The sequence below is a fragment of the Allobosea sp. LjRoot237 genome (assembly GCF_964253285.1).
Lineage (GTDB): Bacteria > Pseudomonadota > Alphaproteobacteria > Rhizobiales > Beijerinckiaceae > Allobosea.
The window spans coordinates 5,412,962-5,429,103 of record NZ_CAXUQP020000001.1 but is presented as its reverse complement, the minus strand read 5'-3'; the positions used below and the strand labels follow the sequence as shown (position 1 = coordinate 5,429,103).

The following is a 16,142-nucleotide window of genomic DNA, read 5'->3' as shown; positions in this document are numbered from 1 at the left end:
ATGTTCGGTGTCGCTTCCCCGGCCCGAGCCTCGAACAGTTCTGATCGACACTTTTAGCGCAAGACCGATAACCGTCGGCGGGGAGCGGCAGTGGAAACGATCGCCTTCATCATGGCGAATCTTCCCGTGATCGGGCAGCGGATGCTGGAGCACGTCTCGCTCGTGGCCGTCTCGGTCGGCGTCGCGATCCTGACCGGTGTGCCGACAGGCATCGCGATCACGCAGAACCGGCGCGCCGCCGACACGGTGCTCTACATCGCCTCGATCATCATCACGATCCCCTCGATCGCGCTGTTCGGTGTCCTGATCCCGCTGCTTTCGACGATCGGCCACGGCATCGGCTACCTGCCTGCGGTGATCGCGCTCATCCTTTATGCCCAGCTGCCGATCATCCGGAACACCTATACGGCGATCATGAACGTCGATCCGGCGCTGCGCGAGGCGGCGCGCGGCATGGGCATGACGACGCTCGAGCGGCTGCGCCGGGTCGAGCTGCCGCTGGCGCTGCCGGTGATCCTCAACGGCGTGCGCAGCGCCGTGGTGCTCAACATCGCGATCGCCGCGATCGCGACCTATATCGGCGCCGGCGGGCTCGGCACCTTCATCTCGCGCGGCATTTCGCAGACCGACATCCGCCAACTCCTGACCGGTGCCATCGCCGTCAGCCTGCTCGCGATCCTCGCCGACTATGGCCTGCTCTTCGCGCAGCGCCTGCTCACCTCGCCGGGATTGAGGCTGAAATGATCCGTCTCGATCAGGTCTCCAAGCATTTCGGGACGATGATCGCCGTCGACCGCATCGACATGGAGGTGCCGGCAGGCGCCGTCTGCGTCCTGCTCGGCCCGTCAGGCTGCGGCAAGACCACGACCATGAAGATGATCAACCGGCTGATCCCGCCGACCTCGGGCAGGATCTATGTCGACGGCAAGGATACGGCTGGTGTCGACGAGGTCAGCCTGCGCCGCTCGATCGGCTACGTCATCCAGCAGATCGGCCTGTTCCCCAACATGACGATCGAGGAGAACATCTGCGTCGTGCCGGACCTGCTCGGCTGGCCGACAGCGAAGTCGCGCAAGCGTGCTGCCGAATTGCTCGACATGGTCAATCTCGACCCGTCGGTTTTCCTGAAGCGCTATCCCAAGCAGCTCTCCGGCGGCCAGCAGCAGCGCGTCGGCGTGGTGCGCGCGCTCGCCGCCGACCCGCCGGTCCTGCTGATGGACGAGCCTTTCGGGGCGATCGACCCGATCAACCGCGAGGTGATCCAGGACGAGTTCATGAAGCTCCAGGCCGAGCTCAGGAAGACCATCGTCTTCGTCAGCCATGACATCGACGAAGCCGTGAAGATGGCGAGCCGCATCGCGATCTTCCGCGACGGCAAGCTGATCCAGTACGACACGCCCGACAACATCCTCGCCCATCCGGTCGACGCCTTCGTCTCGGAATTCGTGGGCTCCGACCGGACATTGAAGCGGCTGCGGCTGATCAAGGTCACCGACGCGATGATGGCCGAGCCGCCGCGCGTGCGCGCCGAGGACACGCTCGATACCGCCGTGAAGCTGATGGAGGAGCACGGCCATGTCTCGGTGGTGATGGTCGGCCCGCGTGGCCGGGCCCGTGGCGTGATACGGTTGGAGGAGGCGCGCGAGCGCAAGGGCACGGTCGGCGAGCACCAGGAGCCACTGCCCGGCGTCGTCAACATCCGCGACGACCTGCGCACCGCCGTCTCGCAGATGTTCACCCATGGCGTGACCTGGCTCGCCTGCGTCGACGATGACGGCTTCTACAAGGGCTACGTCACCCAGAAGAGCATCACCCAGGTGCTCGGCGCGACCTATCGGGAAAGCTGAGATGGGGCGCGCGGGCCTCGCCGGAACGCTTCGCTGGCTTGTCGTCTTCGGCGCCTTCGCGCTCGGCGCCTGGCTGCAGGCGCGCGGCACGATTCCCGCCATCCTCAGCCACGCGCAGGATGTCACCTATCTCATCCGCCAGCACCTTGCGCTCGCCGCGATGTCGGGCGCGATCGCGCTCGTCGTCGGCATTCCGCTCGGCATCATGCTGACACGGCCACGCTTCGAGATTTTCGCCGACGCGGTGACGCAGATCGTCAATCTCGGCACCACCATCCCGACGCTCGCCCTGCTTGCGATCGCGATGTCGTTCCTCGGCATCGGCTCGCCGCCGGCGATCTTCGCGCTCTTCGTGCTGACATTGCTGCCGATCGTGCTCAACACCATCGCCGGCCTGCGCTCCGTGCCGCAGCATTTGATCGAGGCGGCGCGCGGCATGGGCATGACGCCCGGCCAGATCCTGCGGCGGGTCGAACTGCCCAACGCCGTCTTTGTCATCCTCGCCGGCGTGCGCACCGCCTTCGCCATCAATATCGGCACGGTGCCGCTGGCCTTCCTGATCGGCGGCGGCGGCCTGGGCGAGCTGATCTTCACCGGCATCGATTTGATGGAGCCGAGCATGCTGCTGGCGGGGGCGATCCCGACTGCGCTGCTCGCCGTGCTCGTCGATTTCCTGATCGGCCAGATCCAGTTCTGGCTGATCCCGAAAGGCGTCAACCCGCTGCGCTGAGCAGCGGCCCATTCAACCAGAAAAGGGGAACACGACCATGCTCAAGCGCACCTTCCTAGGTCTCGCCTCCGCCACGCTGGCCTTCGCCGTCCTGCCCCTCGCCGCGCAGGCGCAGTCCGTCGTCGTCGGCGGCAAGAATTTCACCGAACAGCAGATCATGGCGGAGATGACGACGCAGTTGCTCAAGGCCAAGGGCTTCACGGTCGACAAGCGCGCCGGGCTGGGCACCGCGCCGCTGCGTCAGGCGCAGGAAGCCGGGCAGATCGACCTCTATTGGGAATATACCGGTACGTCGCTGATCACCTTCAACAAGGTGAGCGACAAGCTGGATGCGGCCGCAACCTATGCCAAGGTCAAGGAACTCGATGCCGCCAAGGGCCTCGTCTGGCTGAATCCGTCCAGAGCGAACAACACCTATGCGCTCGCCATGCGCAAGAAGGACGCCGACGCCAAGGGCGTCAAGACGCTTGACGACCTCTCTGCCAAGGTGACGGGGGGCCAGGCCCTGAAGTTCGGCTGCAATGCCGAGTTCTACGCCCGTCCCGACGGGCTCGCGCCGCTGCAGAAGACCTATGGCTTCGATTTCGGCCGAGAGAACGTGGTGCGGATGGATACCGGCCTGGTCTACCAGGCGCTGCGCGACAGTCAGGTCGATGTCGGCCTCGTCTTTGCCACCGACGGACGCGTCCCGGCCTTCGATTTCGTGATCCTGACGGACACCAAGGGCTATTTCCCGACCTATGCGATGACGCCCGTCATCCGCAAGGAGACGCTCGACAAGAACCCGAAGCTGGCAGAATTCCTGAACGGGCTCTCCGCCAAGCTCGACGATGCGACGATGGCCAGGCTCAACGCCTCGGTCGATGTCGACAAGAAGAGCATCGAGGAGGTCGCGGCCGGCTTCCTCAAGGCGCAATCGCTGGTCTGATCGCTCCGTCTAAACCCCGCGAGGGTCCCATGTCGACGCTGAAGGTCGCGGTCGCCCAGATCCTGTGCGAGCCGGCCGATCTCTCCGCAAACCTCGCTGCGCACCTCGACGCCATCGTCAGGGCGTGCGGCGAGGGCGCAGAGCTGCTGCTGTTTCCCGAGCTGTCGCTGACCGACTATCTCGCCGCGCCCGATTGCAAGACCCTGGCCCTGAAGCCGGATGCCGAAGTGCTCATGCGCCTCGCCGAAGCGGCGGACGGCATCACCGTCTCGGCCGGCTTCATCGAGCGCGACGAACAGGGCCGCTTCTTCAACAGCCAGGGCCTCTTCCGCAACGGCAAGCTGCTCGCGATCCATCGCAAGCTCAACCTGCCCGGCTACGGCACCTTGTGCGAGGACCGCGTCTATGCCCGCGGCAGCGATCTTTCTTCGACCGAGCTGGCACCGGGTTGGCGCGCCACCACGCTGATCTGCGCCGATGCCTGGAACCCGGCACTGCCTTGGCTCGCCGCGCTCGGTGGCGCCAATCTGCTGCTACTGCCGGCAGCCTCGGCGCTCGGCGCAGTCGGAGGCGGCTTCGACAATCCGCGCGGTTGGGAGATCAACCTCGCTCATACCGCGATGACCTACGGCCTGCCGACCCTCTTCGCCAATCATTGCGGCATGCGCGGCGGCGCGGCGTTCTGGGGCGGATCGCGCATCCTCGATGCCTCCGGCCACGAGCTTGCCCGGGCCGGGACTGCGCCCGGGCTCATCGTCGCCGAGCTCTCGCAAGCCGACGGCGAAGCGGCTCGGCGCCGTCTGCCGACTGCGCGTGACGGCGACCCGATGCTGATCGGAGCGTTGCTGCGCGATTTGATCTCGAAAGACGAAAGCTTGCGAGCGTGAATGATCCGGTCGACTGCATTCATGGCCTGACGTTCTCCCGCCTGCCGGCCGAAGTGGTTCATCAGGCCCGCCGTTGCCTGCTCGATCTCGTCGGTGTCGCTATCAGCGGTCGGCAGACGCAGCTCTCCCGCATCGCGCATGATTTCGCGATCGACCATCTCGGCGCCGGACGAAAGAGCGCGCGCCTGCTCTTCGACGGGCGCCGGGCAAGCGCTGCGGGCGCGGCCTTCGCCGGAGCCACGACGATCGATTCCTTCGACGCACATGACGGTCACGCCTTGACCAAGGGCCATGCCGGGGTCGCGATCCTGCCGGCGCTGCTCGCAGTCGCGGATGCCGAAGGGCTGCTCGATGATTGCGCTCTCGACGGCGAGGCGCTGCTGAGCTGCCTCGTCTTGGGCTATGAGATCGCGACGCGCGCCGGCATCGCCCTGCACGCCAGCGCCTGCGACTACCACACCTCCGGCGCCTGGAACACGCTGGGCTGCGCCGCCGTCGCCGCCCGCCTGCTCGGCCTTGACCGCGAGCGCACCCGTCATGCGCTCGGCATCGCCGAATATCACGGTCCGCGCAGCCAGATGATGCGCTGCATCGACCACCCGACCATGGTCAAGGACGGCTCGGGCTGGGGCGCCCTGGCCGGCGTCAGCGCCGCCTATCTCGCGAGGGACGGCTTCACGGGAGCTCCAGCGATCACCATGGAGGCACCCGATCAGGCCGCGATCTGGGCCGATCTCGGCGAGCACGGGCTGATCCTCGATCAGTATTTCAAGCCGTGGCCGGTCTGTCGCTGGGCTCAGCCGGCAATCGAGGCTGCAAGCCGCCTCCTGTCCGGGCATGCTCTTGCGGCATCTGACATTGAACGCATCGAGGTCGACACCTTCCACGAGGCGGTGCGCCTGGGCGCGCAGCTGCCGACGACGACGGAGGCAGCGCAGTATGCGATCGGCTACCCACTGGCCGCCTACATCGTGCGCGGGCAGCTCGGCGCGGACGAGATCGGCGCCGATGGGCTGGGCGACCCCGCGATCCACGGCATGCTGCTCCGTGTCCGGCTCATCGAGGAGACCGAATTCTCCCGACGTTTTCCGGTGGAGCGGCTTGCACGCCTGCGCCTCGTCCTGAAGTCAGGTCAGATCGTTGAATCCGCGGCCAGGGCCGCTCGCGGCGACAGAGCCTGTCCCCTGTCGGACGCAGACCTGCTTGCGAAATTCGATTTCGCCACCGCCGCACTCGACAATGAGCGCAGCATCGCACTGGTCGATAATTGCCTGACGCTCACCGGGCGAGGCACGATGGAATCCCTCTGCCGGAACCTGTTTGCGCCGATTTGAATTCGAAGCCGTCGGACGGATCTGCCCGGCGACCAGCACCGTGATCCGCTCGGCGAAGCGGAAGACCAGGCCCATATCGTGCTCGATGAAGACCACGGTCAGGCTGGCGGTCAAGGCGTGGACGTGCTCGAAGATCGCCGCGCTTTCGGCGGCAGGTACACCGGCCGCCGGTTCGTCGAGCACGAGCACACGCGGGCGCGCCGCCATGGCGATCGCTAATCTGCTGTTTTCCGGCACGATCGGCAGGTATCCGAAGCTGTGCCTGATCTTCTCCCATGCCGGTCGAGTAGGGCTCAACGGCCGACACTCCGCGCCATCGCTTGATGATCTACACGTCTGGCCTTGAGGAAGGTGCCGACGGAGCGCCCATCCGTCGGCACCTTTTCCGAAATTTTCCTTCCGCAGCATTGTCGGCCAATGCGAGCCCGCCGCTTCAGGAGCCGTATTCGTCGCCGCTCAGACCACCTTGGTGCGCAAGGTACCGATGCCCTCGATATGACCTTCCATCACGTCGCCGCGCATGATCGCACCGACGCCGGAGGGCGTGCCCGACATGATCAGGTCGCCCGGCTGAAGCTCGAATAGGCCGGAGAGATAGGAGATCATCTCCGGCACCTTCCAGATCATGTGGTTGAGGTCGCCCTGCTGGCGGATCTCGCCGTTGACCTTCAGCCAGATCGCTCCGTTCTCGGGATGGCCGATCGTGCTCGCCGGCACGATTTCGCCGAGTGGCGCCGAATGCTCGAAGGCCTTGCCGATCTCCCAGGGTCGGCTCGCCTTCTTGCACTCGTCCTGCAGGTCTCGCCGGGTCATGTCGAGGCCGACGGCATAGCCGTAGACGTGGTCGATGGCGTTCTCGACGGGAATATCCTTGCCGCCCTTGGCGAGGGCGACGATCATCTCGATTTCGTGGTGAACATTGCTGCTGTGCGGCGGATAGGGGAAATCGCCGCCATCGAGGACGACGTTGTCGGGGTTCTTCTGGAAGAAGAAGGGCGCCTCGCGGGTCGGGTCTCCGCCCATCTCGATCGTGTGGGCGGCGTAGTTGCGGCCGACGCAATAGATGCGGTGAACCGGGAAGCGGCTTTGCGTCCCGCGCACGGGAAGCGAAACCGGCGCCGGGGCCTGGACGACATGGTTCTGAGGCGTGGCGATGTTCATCTTGCAGGATCCTTCGTTGGCAAGAGGATTGGTCAGCGCGAGGCGGCGTAATAGGCGAACCGGCGTTCGAGCCCGGCCAGCAACTCGTTGAGGGTGAAGGCGAAGCTGAAGAGCACGAGCAGCAACGCCCAGAAGTGCTCCATCAGGAAATGCGACTGGTAGATCTCGAACAGCGTGCCGAATCCGACGACGGAGACGAGCAATTGCCCGATGACCACGCCCTTGACGGCGCGGATCATGCCCAGCCGGATGCCGGCCAGGATTTCGGGCAGCGCCGCCCAGAGATAGATCCGGCTGAAGGCCTGCCAGCGATTGGCGCCGAAACTGCGTGCCATCTCGACCAGCGAGGGTGAAATGGCGCGGACGCCGGCGCGGGTGTTAAGCACGACGATCCACATCGAGAACAGCACGACGACGAGGACGATCGTCGTCTCGCCAAGCCCGAACAGCACCATGATCACCGGGACCAGTGCACTGAGCGGCGCCGAGAGGAAGAGGTTCACCCAGGGCAGGAGCAGCCGGTCGGCAATGACCGAGCGGCCCATCAGGATCCCGAGCGGGACGCCGATGCCGACCGCAATGGCATTGCCGAGCAGGAAGGCGCGGCCGGTGATCAAGAGCGCGTCGAGGAACGAAGCGGTCGGGACGATCTCGAAGACGCGCCAGACGATGCGCGACAGCGGCGGCAGGATGAAGCCCGCATCCGTATGGCCTGCGATCTCCCAGATCACGGCCCAGACGATGAGTGACGTCATCATGGGAAGGCGGATGCCGGAAATGACCATGGCCGCCCCCTAATCCAGATAATGCTTGAGCTGCTGCCAGATATCCTCGACGACATCGAGATAGGCACTGTCGCGCCTGATCTTCTCCGGGTCGCCGCCGCGCACGATCCTCGGCTCGATGATCGCCGAGACGCGGCTCGGACGGCGCGAGAGCAGCGCGATCCGATCGGAGACGTAGACCGCCTCTTCGATGCTGTGGGTCACGAAGATGAACGACTTGCCCTCGTTGGCGACGAGCTCGAGCAGCTCCTCCTGGAACTTGCGGCGCGTCTGCTCGTCGACGGCCGAGAACGGCTCGTCCATCAGCACGACCTTGGCGTCGACCGCGAGCGCGCGGGCAAGGCCGACGCGCTGGCGCATGCCGCCCGAGAGCTCGTGCGGGTATTTCTGCTCGAAGCCCTTGAGCCCGACGCGCGCGATGTGGCGTTCGGCGATCGCCTCGCGCTCGCCATGGGCGACACCGCGCAATTCGAGCCCGAAGGCGACATTGCGGATGACGCTCGCCCAGGGCATCAGCGCGAAATCCTGGAAGACGAAGGCGCGTTCGGGTCCCGGCCCCTTCACCTCGCGGCCGTCGACGAAGACCTGGCCGCCGCTCGCCGGGATCAGGCCGGCGATGATCTTCAGGAGCGTGGTCTTGCCGCAGCCCGATGGCCCGAGCAGGGTCGTCAATCGGCCTTCCGGAAAGTCCAGCGATATGCCGCTGAGCGCCTCGATGCCGCCGGCATAGGTCTTCGAGACGCTCTTGACCTCGACGATCGGCCGCGTGGCGAGCGGCGGGATCGGCGCGGAACCGGACATCTGCCGTGGTTCAGCAGGAGCGATGGTCGGGTTCATGCACGGGCCTCCGGTCGGAACAGGGTGAGCTCGATCCGCTCCAGCAACTCGATGAACAGGACCGAGAACACGATGATGGCGAGAATGGCCGCGTACATCTTCGGATAGTCGGCGACCGACTGGTTGTAGGAGATCACGTCGCCGATACCGGTCGGCGTGATCAGCAGCTCGGCGAGGATCACGCCGATGAAGGCGGCCGCGCAGCCGAGCCGGAGACCGGCGAAGATCATCGGGCTCGCTGCGGGCAAGATGACGAGGCGGATGCTCTGGCTGCGGCTGGCGAGAAAGGACCGGCCCATTTCCAAAAGCGATTTTGGCGTGTTGCGCACCGCCCCGAGCGTGTTCAGCACGATGACCGGCATCGCCATGATGCAGACGGTCATGATCTTGGCGGTGAGCCCGATGCCGTAGGCGAAGGTCAGGATCGGGATGAGCGCGGCCAGCGGCGCCGCCTGCGCGATCACGAAGACGGGCGCGATCAGCCATTCCGAAGGCTCGTGCAGACCCATCAACACGCCGAGCGCCACGCCGAGCAGGACTGACATGGCAAGGCCGATCACGAGCGGGTGGAGCGTGATCAGGAAGGCCTTGTAGAGCGTTCCATCGGCGATGATCGCACTGAGGCCGCCCATGGTTTCGAGGAAGGTCGGGAAGGCTGGGCTTAGTGGAATCCGCCCGGCATATTCCCAAAGCGCGAGTACTGCCGCGAAGGAAACCAGGCGCAGGACGAGCGGGTGGATCAGCGCATCGCGCCAGTAGCTGGCCGGAGGCTCACGGCGCGTCGGGAGGGCAGTGGCAAGGTCGGAAATCTGCAAGGGAGGTCACTCCGCTCGTGAGAGCCGCAGCGAGGGGCAGGCCGGGCCGTATTCGCCCGGCATGCCGGTTGGCTGGACAGGCGCGAGCTCGCCCTAGCTGCCCAATGCCTTGCGTGCCCGCTCGAGCGGCGCGAGATACCAGAAGTCCTCGACCCTCAGCTCCGCAGCCGGCCCCTGCATCTGTCCGGCCTCGGTGTAGAACTCGAAATCGGCCTTCGCGATTTCGGCGCTGCCGCCGGTCGGCGCATAGACGCCCTCCTTGGTCGCCATCGTGTAGAACTTGGTGATGCCCTCCAGCACCTCCTTGGGCTGGTCGGCCATCAGCTTGCGCTTGGTGCGCTCCTGCTCGACGATTCCCGGGTTGGCCGCCATCTCCTGCCAGAGGCGCAGGAATTCGGTGACGATGACGTCCACCTGCTTTTCGTTCTTCTTGATCCAGTCGATCTGCCCGAACAGGGTCTCGTCGGAAGCGGGCTCGCTGACCCCGGGAAGGACGTGGAAGCGGTCGCCCGCCTTCTCGAGCAGCAGGTTCTTGTTGGCGAGATCGACGACGGTGGCTTTGATCTGGCCCTTCATCATGCCGATGATCCGGTTCTCTGATCCGGGTACATAGCTGCGCTCGCCGAACTGGATGCCTTCGCGCTTGGCGATGATGTTGCCGATGGCCTCCGTCCCCGTCGCACGGGCGTGGAAGGTGATCGGCTGGCCGTTCATGTCCTTCCACGATTTGTAGGACTTGTCGGCAACCGGGAAGAAGACGAGGCGCGTGCCCTGGAAGAGCACCCGTAGCGGCGCCTTGCTCTTCTGGACGACGGCATAGGGCGTGCCGATGCCCAGATCCGCCTGACCGTTGATCACGGCCTGGATGGCGAGATCCTCCTTCGAGAAATGCGTCACCTGATAGTCGACGCCTTTCTCCTTGGCACGCTCGAGCGCAACGATCATCGCGAGCGTCTCAGTCGACAGCACGTCTCCGAGCGCCACCCGGACCTTGCTCTGCGCCTGCGCGGTCACGCTCCCGATCGTCAGGGCGGCAGCGACGGCAAACACGGCGGACAGCCTTCTTCCCAAGGGCTTCATGACGACTCCTCCCAGAGTTCTGTTTGGTCTTTTTTGCGCGATCTGGTCGCAACCAATTTTATTTTGGGCAGTGTCATACCCAAGATTGATCCTGTCAAGACCAAGGGGGATCTCTAAATTGACCAGGAACTCAGCTTATAAACCCGATTGTTTCAACCAATTTCAAAATGGTTGCAATCGTCGCCCATCCGTGGAATCAAGGCGATGTCACTCACCACCGGTCGCCGCATGATGGATCAGACAGTCGATTCTCCCCCCGATGCCGCCGTCTCGGGCGTCCTGACGCAGCTCTATGGTTTTCTCTCTGCCGCGAGGCTGCCGGATGACGGGCGCCTGCCACCGGAGCGGGAGCTCGCCGAACTCCTCGGCGTCAAGCGCGCCGAACTGCGCAAGGGCCTGGCGGTGCTCGAGCGCGAGGGCCAGCTCTGGCGCCATGTCGGCAAGGGCACCTTCGTCGGGCCGCGGCCACCGCAATTGCTGGACATTTCGGATCTGGCGCAGCGCAGCAATCCGATCCAGGTGATGAAGGCGCGCATCGGCCTCGAACCTGAACTTGCCCGCCTCGCCGCGATCAACGCCACGGCGGCCGAGGTCACCACGCTCGCCGAACTGAATACCGCCTGCCGCGCTTCGACGACCTGGCGCGAATACGAGGCTTACGACGCGCGCTTCCACCATCAGATCGCCGAGGCTGCGCATAACCCGATCCTGCTCGCGCTGCTCGAAACGCTGAATGCCGTGCGCCGCGCCGTCACCTGGGGGCGGCCACGGCCGAGCCACAGCAGCCCGCCCGCCGATCACCATAGTTTCGACGACCATGACCGGATCGTCGACGCCATCGCCCACCGGGAGCCTGCGGGGGCCGCCGACGCGATGCGCCGGCATCTTCAGAACGTCGAGGATCGGCTGATCGGGCGCTCGCCTTGAGACAAAAAGAGCTTCTCGGAAGGACCGTCTCGACTCAAGGCAAGCTCTTCACTCTGCGCTGGCCTCGGAAGCTCGCCGCATCTCGGCCGACGCGCCAAACGCCTGCGAGGCGCTGAGCCGATCGCGGCTGCTGGTGCGAGGCGGGATAAGGACGCGGCCCGGCCGACGAACTCTACTGCCATTTCGGCATCACCGCCGAGGCAGTCGCTGAAGAGGCGCGCTCGCGCCTGTAAGCTTGAAAAAGGGGCGTCGTCCGATCAGCTTGCGGCAGGACGCGGCGGGCGCAGCATCGGCGTCAGGACCGGCGACGATCCGATCTGGATGGTTCCCAGAATTTCGAAGCCATGTCGCTGGTAGAGCGGGATGTTCCGCGGATTCGATGATTCCAGATAGGCTGCGACGCCATCGCGGTCGCAGCGTGCGAGCGCGTGACGCATGAGCGCGCTACCGATTCCCTGGCCCTGCCGCGCCGGATCGGTGCCGATCAGCGGCAGATACCAGTGTGGGGCCTCCGGATGATAGCGCGCCATCGCGTCGAACATCGCGTCGACGTCGGGCAGGATCGCCGGATCGGCGTTCGTCCGGACGAGGCGATCGAGCGTCTCCATGTCGGGCTCCACGCCGGGCGGCAGCCATAGCGCCGCGCCGCCGAAACCGTCGCTCGCATAGGCGCTGTCGCTGTCATAGGCGGCGCCGCCGAACGCACGGATCAGGTCGGGCATCACGGCGAGATAGACCTGGGCGTCGCTCAGCGACCAGCGCGCCATCGGATCGGTCGCGAAGGCGAGCGTGATCAGCGCGGAGACGGAGCTCGCCTCGTCGCGGGAGGCGGAACGGACAGCAATGGACGTCATGGCATGGTCCGGATGTTTGCGGTCGGCCTCAGCCGATATGGGATCGCCGACACGCTTGTGCCATGACGGCCCGTCCGCAAGAGTCAGGATGCGGACGGGTGCCGGCAGTCCGGTATCCGCGCAACACGCCGAGCCGAGCCGCTCAGTAGATCGTCAGAGCCGGCACATAGCTGACCAGCAGCAGCACGATCATCGCCACCCCGAAGAAGGGCCAGAGCTCGCGCGTCGTCTCACCGAGCGTGGTCCGGGCGATCGAAGTCGAGATGAACAATGTCGTGCCGATCGGCGGCGTATAGAGGCCGATGCCGAGATTGAGCACCATGATGATGCCGAGCTGGACCGGATCGAGCCCGATCGAGGCGGCGAGCGGCACGAAGATCGGCCCGAGCAGCAGGATCGCCGGCGGCAGGTCGATCGGCATGCCGACGAGCAGCAGCAGGACGTTCATCGCCAGGATGACGAAATAGGGGTTCGAGATCGTCGCGGAGACCCATTCGGCGAAACGCTGCGGCACCTGGTCGAAGGTCAGGATCCAGCCGACGATGGCGCTGCCCATGATGACGAGCATCACCACGCCAGTGGCGACGCCGGCCTCGACCATGCTGATCCGGAACCGGCTCCAGCTCATGTCGCGATAGAGCGCGACGCTGAGCACCAGCGCATAGAGCACGGCGAGAACCGCGATCTCCGTCGGCGTCGCGATGCCGAAGCGCAGCCCGAGCAGGATGAAGACCGGCATCAGCAGCGCCGGCATGCTGCGCCAGGCCAGTCGCGCCAGTTCCGCCTTGGAGACCGGCGCCTCCGGCGAGACATAGCCGCGGCGCCGCGCGATCCAGCTGCACAGCACGATGAAGCCGCCGGCCATGAGCAGGCCGGGCAGGATGCCGGCGGTGAAGAGATCGGCAATCGAGACGTTCGAGACCAGCGAATAGAGGATCAGCGGGATCGAAGGCGGGATCAGGATGTCGATGATCGCCGAGGTCGCGTTGTTGGCGGCGCAGAGCGGAGCGGGATAGCCCTGCCGCTTCTGCCAGGGGATCAGCACCGAGCCGAGCGCGCTGGCATCGGCGACGGCGCTGCCCGAGACGCCGCCGAACACCACCGAGGCGACCACCGTCGTCGAGAGCGGCCCGCCGCGCCAGCGCTGCATCGCCTTGGAGGCGAAGGCGAGAAGCTCGTTGCCCAACGCCCCGCCGAGCATGAGCGAGCCCGCCAGCATGAAGAAGGGCAGCGCCAGCATCGGGAAGGACTGGGTCTGCTGGTACATCTGCTGGGCGATGATCGTCAGCGGGATCTGGCCCTGCACCAGCAGGGCCGTGCCCGCCGCGACGATCAGCGCATGGCCGACCGGGATGGCGAGCAGCATCAGGATGGTGAAGGAGAGAATGAGGGTGAGGCTCATGCGACCTGCTCCTCGGGCGCCGGGACCGGCATGGCTTCCGGGCCCATCAGGGCGACGCGCACCGCCTGCGTCGTGGTGACCACGATGATCAGCGCGAGCCCGATGGCGAGCGTGTAATAGCCATAGCTCGCCGGGATCCCCATCACCGGGGAGCGGTCGATCCAGAGCATGTCCGCGAGAAGCAGGATGTCCTTGCTGAGCAGGATGTAGCTGCCGATCACGATCGCATGCCCGACCAGCAGCATGATCCGCGCGCCTTCACGGCCGAGCATGGCGAGCACGGTCTCGACCGCCATATGTCCGCCCTTCTGCACGCCGAGCACGACGCCCGCCATGATGAAGACCGGGAAGAGCCGCTCTGGCAGTTCCTGCGCGAAGCGGAAGCCGCCGGAATCGAGCGCATAGCGGGCGCCGACATTGGCGGTGAGCATGGCGAGCAGCGCCGAGCCGACCGCGATGACGACCGCCTCGCAGAACCTGGCGGCGAGGCGATCCACGCCGTCGGCCAGGGCGATGGCGCTTGGGCCCCATCCCTTTCCGGGCTGCTGTGCCATAGCCTTCAGCCCCTCGCCGCCTTGGCGAGTCGGTCGACGAAATCGCCGAACGGCTTGGTCTTCCAGGCGTCGTAGACTTTGGCGGAGGCCTCGCGGAAGGCGGCCATGTCGGCCTCGTTGACCTGCAGCTTCGCATTCGCCCTGAACTCGGCCGCGAACTTGATCTCGGCGTCGAGGAAGAGCTTGCGTTGCAACTCACCCGCCTCCTTGGCGGTGGCCTTGACCACCTCGCGATCGGCCGGCGACAGGCGCATCCAGGTGATCTGCGACATCAGGAAGGGCGAGCACTCCCATTTATGGGCCGAGAGCGAGATGAAGCGGTTGACCTCGAAGAGCTTGGACGAGGCGATGTTGACGAGCGGGTTCTCCTGCCCGTCGACGACGCCCTGCTGGAGCGCGACATAGAGCTCGCCGAAGGAGATCTGCTCGGTGCCGGCGCCGAGCGCCTGGAAGATGTCGATCGTCATCGGATCGGGCGGCGTGCGGATCTTGAGGCCCTTGAGGTCGGCCGGCTTCACGATCGGGCGCTTGCTGTTGGTGATGTGGCGGATGCCGTTGTCCCACCAGCCGAGCGGCACCATGCCGATCTTGGCGAAGCGCTGGTCGAACTCGGCACCGATCGGGCCTTCGAGGACCTTGAAGGCGGCAGCGGAGTTCGCAAACAGGAAGGGCAGGCCGAGCGCCGCGAGTTCCGGCAGCAGCGCCGAGGTCGAGCCCTGGCTGTTGACGGTCATGTCGACCGCACCGGTGCGCAGGCTGGTCAGGAGCGACTGCTCGTTGCCAAGCTGCTCGGCGCCGGCGACACGGACCGCGAGCCGGCCGTTGGTGCGCGCCTTGAGCAGCTCGCTGAACTTGTCGGCCGCGATCCAGCGTGGGTTGCCGGCGGCGGCGTTGTGGCCGAGTGTCATGGTAGCCTGCGCCTGCGCGCCGCGCGGCAGGCTCAGCACGGCGGGCATCGCAAGGCCGGCCGCCAGCATACCGCGGCGGCTTGGTCCCCTCATTGACAGATCGAATTTCGTCATCAGTCCCTCCCGTTATGGTTCGCCGCTTCCGCGGCTTCTTTGCTGATCGTTCCGGTCAGGGCCCGTCCCGCCCCTGAAGGCTGCGGTAGGCCGAGATCACCTGGCTGTCGTCGAGGGCGCCAAGGCCGCGTCCCGACACCGACAGGAAGAGCTGATGGGCGAGTGCGGCCATCGGCAGCGCCGCCTTCGCATCGCGTCCGGCTTCGAGGACGATGCCGAGATCCTTGACGAAGATGTCGACCGCGCTGGTCACGCGCGGCTCGCGCTCCAGCATGCGGGCGCCGCGATCCCTGAGCATCCAGCTCGAGGCGGCCGAGCCGGAGACGATGTCGAGCATGGCCTGCGTATCGACGCCGAGTTTCTCGGCCAGCGACAGCGCCTCCGCCGCGATGGCGAGATGGGCGCCGCAGAGCAATTGGTTGACCGCCTTCGCCGTCGCCCCCTGCCCGGGCTCCTCGCCCATGAAGACGACCTTCGAGCCCATGGCGTCGAGCACCGGTTTCACCGCGTCGAAGACAGGCCGGCGCGCCGCCGCCATGATGGTCAGGCTGCCTGCCTCGGCGCCGACGACGCCACCGGAGACCGGCGCATCGACCAGCGCATGGCCGGCGGCCTCGACACGGGCGGCGAGCGCAGCAACGGCGGTCGGCGGGCAGGTCGCCATCAGAATGATGATGCCGCCGGGAGCGAGCTGCGCCAGCGCCGCCTGACCGAACAGGATGTCCTCGGCCTGCGCGGCGTTCACGACCATGAGCACGGCGGCATCGCGGCCGGAGAACGCCTCCGCGAGCGAGCCGGAGACCCGGCCTCCCGCTGTCTCCAAGGCGCCGCGAGCCTCGGCGCGCAGGTCGAAACCTGTCACGGCAAAGCCTGCCCTGCCCAGGTTGATCGCCATGGGCAGGCCCATCGAACCGAGCCCCACGAAACCGATCGTCTTCATCATTCCTCCCCGTCGTACCCTTCGGCGGAAGCCGCAGCG

General features: G+C 66.0%; 18 protein-coding genes. 8 read left to right on the top strand and 10 right to left on the bottom strand.

The window, feature by feature from the left end; translation table 11 throughout:
- Positions 1 to 111: 111 nt before the first annotated feature.
- The 7 genes from ACSQ24_RS26335 (at position 112) to ACSQ24_RS26305 (ending at position 6,072) form a co-directional block, all read left to right on the top strand.
- Positions 112 to 744: an ABC transporter permease gene (locus tag ACSQ24_RS26335; RefSeq protein WP_436097549.1), complete on the top strand. Its 633-nt coding sequence runs from the start codon at positions 112 to 114 to the stop codon at positions 742 to 744.
- Positions 741 to 1,847: an ABC transporter ATP-binding protein gene (locus ACSQ24_RS26330; protein ID WP_436097548.1), complete on the top strand. Its 1,107-nt coding sequence runs from the start codon at positions 741 to 743 to the stop codon at positions 1,845 to 1,847. The genes ACSQ24_RS26335 and ACSQ24_RS26330 overlap by 4 nt, the downstream gene beginning before the upstream one ends.
- A 1-nt stretch (position 1,848) precedes the next feature.
- On the top strand, positions 1,849 to 2,577 hold the full coding sequence (locus tag ACSQ24_RS26325; protein ID WP_436097547.1) for an ABC transporter permease: 729 nt from the start codon (positions 1,849 to 1,851) through the stop codon (positions 2,575 to 2,577).
- 37 nt (positions 2,578 to 2,614) lie between these two features.
- Complete coding sequence (locus ACSQ24_RS26320) at positions 2,615 to 3,505, top strand: glycine betaine ABC transporter substrate-binding protein (RefSeq protein ID WP_436097546.1); 891 nt, start codon at positions 2,615 to 2,617, stop codon at positions 3,503 to 3,505.
- Between the two features lie 29 nt (positions 3,506 to 3,534).
- Positions 3,535 to 4,392 carry a nitrilase-related carbon-nitrogen hydrolase gene (locus tag ACSQ24_RS26315; RefSeq protein WP_436097545.1) on the top strand — a complete coding sequence of 286 codons (858 nt, stop codon included), beginning with the start codon at positions 3,535 to 3,537 and terminating at the stop codon, positions 4,390 to 4,392.
- On the top strand, positions 4,389 to 5,726 hold the full coding sequence (locus ACSQ24_RS26310) for an MmgE/PrpD family protein (RefSeq protein ID WP_436097544.1): 1,338 nt from the start codon (positions 4,389 to 4,391) through the stop codon (positions 5,724 to 5,726). Before ACSQ24_RS26315 ends, ACSQ24_RS26310 begins: the two co-directional genes overlap by 4 nt.
- An 85-nt stretch (positions 5,727 to 5,811) precedes the next feature.
- Positions 5,812 to 6,072, top strand: coding sequence for a hypothetical protein (locus ACSQ24_RS26305; RefSeq protein ID WP_436097543.1), 261 nt, complete (start codon positions 5,812 to 5,814; stop codon positions 6,070 to 6,072).
- A 110-nt stretch (positions 6,073 to 6,182) separates the two neighbouring features.
- On the opposite strand, the gene ACSQ24_RS26300 is transcribed toward ACSQ24_RS26305, so the two are convergent.
- The 5 genes from ACSQ24_RS26300 to ACSQ24_RS26280 all read right to left on the bottom strand — a co-directional run bounded on the left by ACSQ24_RS26300 (position 6,183) and on the right by ACSQ24_RS26280 (position 10,404).
- The gene (locus tag ACSQ24_RS26300; protein ID WP_436097542.1) at positions 6,183 to 6,887 is read right to left on the bottom strand and encodes a fumarylacetoacetate hydrolase family protein; all 705 of its coding nucleotides are present in this window, start codon (positions 6,885 to 6,887) and stop codon (positions 6,183 to 6,185) included.
- A 32-nt stretch (positions 6,888 to 6,919) separates the two neighbouring features.
- Entirely contained in the window at positions 6,920 to 7,672 is a 753-nt protein-coding gene (locus ACSQ24_RS26295; protein ID WP_436097541.1) for an ABC transporter permease, read from the bottom strand.
- 9 nt (positions 7,673 to 7,681) lie between these two features.
- The gene (locus ACSQ24_RS26290) at positions 7,682 to 8,509 is read right to left on the bottom strand and encodes an ABC transporter ATP-binding protein (RefSeq protein ID WP_436097540.1); all 828 of its coding nucleotides are present in this window, start codon (positions 8,507 to 8,509) and stop codon (positions 7,682 to 7,684) included.
- Positions 8,506 to 9,324 carry an ABC transporter permease gene (locus ACSQ24_RS26285; protein ID WP_436097539.1) on the bottom strand — a complete coding sequence of 273 codons (819 nt, stop codon included), beginning with the start codon at positions 9,322 to 9,324 and terminating at the stop codon, positions 8,506 to 8,508. The genes ACSQ24_RS26290 and ACSQ24_RS26285 overlap by 4 nt, the downstream gene beginning before the upstream one ends.
- Positions 9,325 to 9,417: 93 nt before the next feature.
- Positions 9,418 to 10,404, bottom strand: a complete 987-nt coding sequence (locus tag ACSQ24_RS26280) for an ABC transporter substrate-binding protein (RefSeq protein ID WP_436097538.1) — start codon at positions 10,402 to 10,404, stop codon at positions 9,418 to 9,420.
- A gap of 204 nt (positions 10,405 to 10,608) precedes the next feature.
- Between ACSQ24_RS26280 and ACSQ24_RS26275 the strand changes: the two genes are divergently transcribed.
- Positions 10,609 to 11,331, top strand: a complete 723-nt coding sequence (locus tag ACSQ24_RS26275; RefSeq protein WP_436097537.1) for a FadR/GntR family transcriptional regulator — start codon at positions 10,609 to 10,611, stop codon at positions 11,329 to 11,331.
- 257 nt (positions 11,332 to 11,588) lie between these two features.
- Here the strand turns inward: ACSQ24_RS26275 and ACSQ24_RS26270 are convergent, their stop codons facing one another.
- The 5 genes from ACSQ24_RS26270 to ACSQ24_RS26250 form a co-directional block, all read right to left on the bottom strand.
- Complete coding sequence (locus ACSQ24_RS26270; protein WP_436097536.1) at positions 11,589 to 12,185, bottom strand: GNAT family N-acetyltransferase; 597 nt, start codon at positions 12,183 to 12,185, stop codon at positions 11,589 to 11,591.
- Positions 12,186 to 12,327: 142 nt separating this feature from the next.
- Entirely contained in the window at positions 12,328 to 13,587 is a 1,260-nt protein-coding gene (locus ACSQ24_RS26265; RefSeq protein ID WP_436097535.1) for a TRAP transporter large permease, read from the bottom strand.
- Positions 13,584 to 14,084 (bottom strand): TRAP transporter small permease, encoded by a 501-nt coding sequence (locus tag ACSQ24_RS26260; protein WP_436097534.1) that lies wholly within the window; start codon positions 14,082 to 14,084, stop codon positions 13,584 to 13,586. The genes ACSQ24_RS26265 and ACSQ24_RS26260 overlap by 4 nt, the downstream gene beginning before the upstream one ends.
- Positions 14,085 to 14,146: 62 nt before the next feature.
- Positions 14,147 to 15,163 (bottom strand): TRAP transporter substrate-binding protein, encoded by a 1,017-nt coding sequence (locus tag ACSQ24_RS26255; protein WP_436097533.1) that lies wholly within the window; start codon positions 15,161 to 15,163, stop codon positions 14,147 to 14,149.
- A gap of 55 nt (positions 15,164 to 15,218) precedes the next feature.
- Complete coding sequence (locus tag ACSQ24_RS26250) at positions 15,219 to 16,103, bottom strand: NAD(P)-dependent oxidoreductase (protein ID WP_436097532.1); 885 nt, start codon at positions 16,101 to 16,103, stop codon at positions 15,219 to 15,221.
- Positions 16,104 to 16,142: the final 39 nt, after the last annotated feature.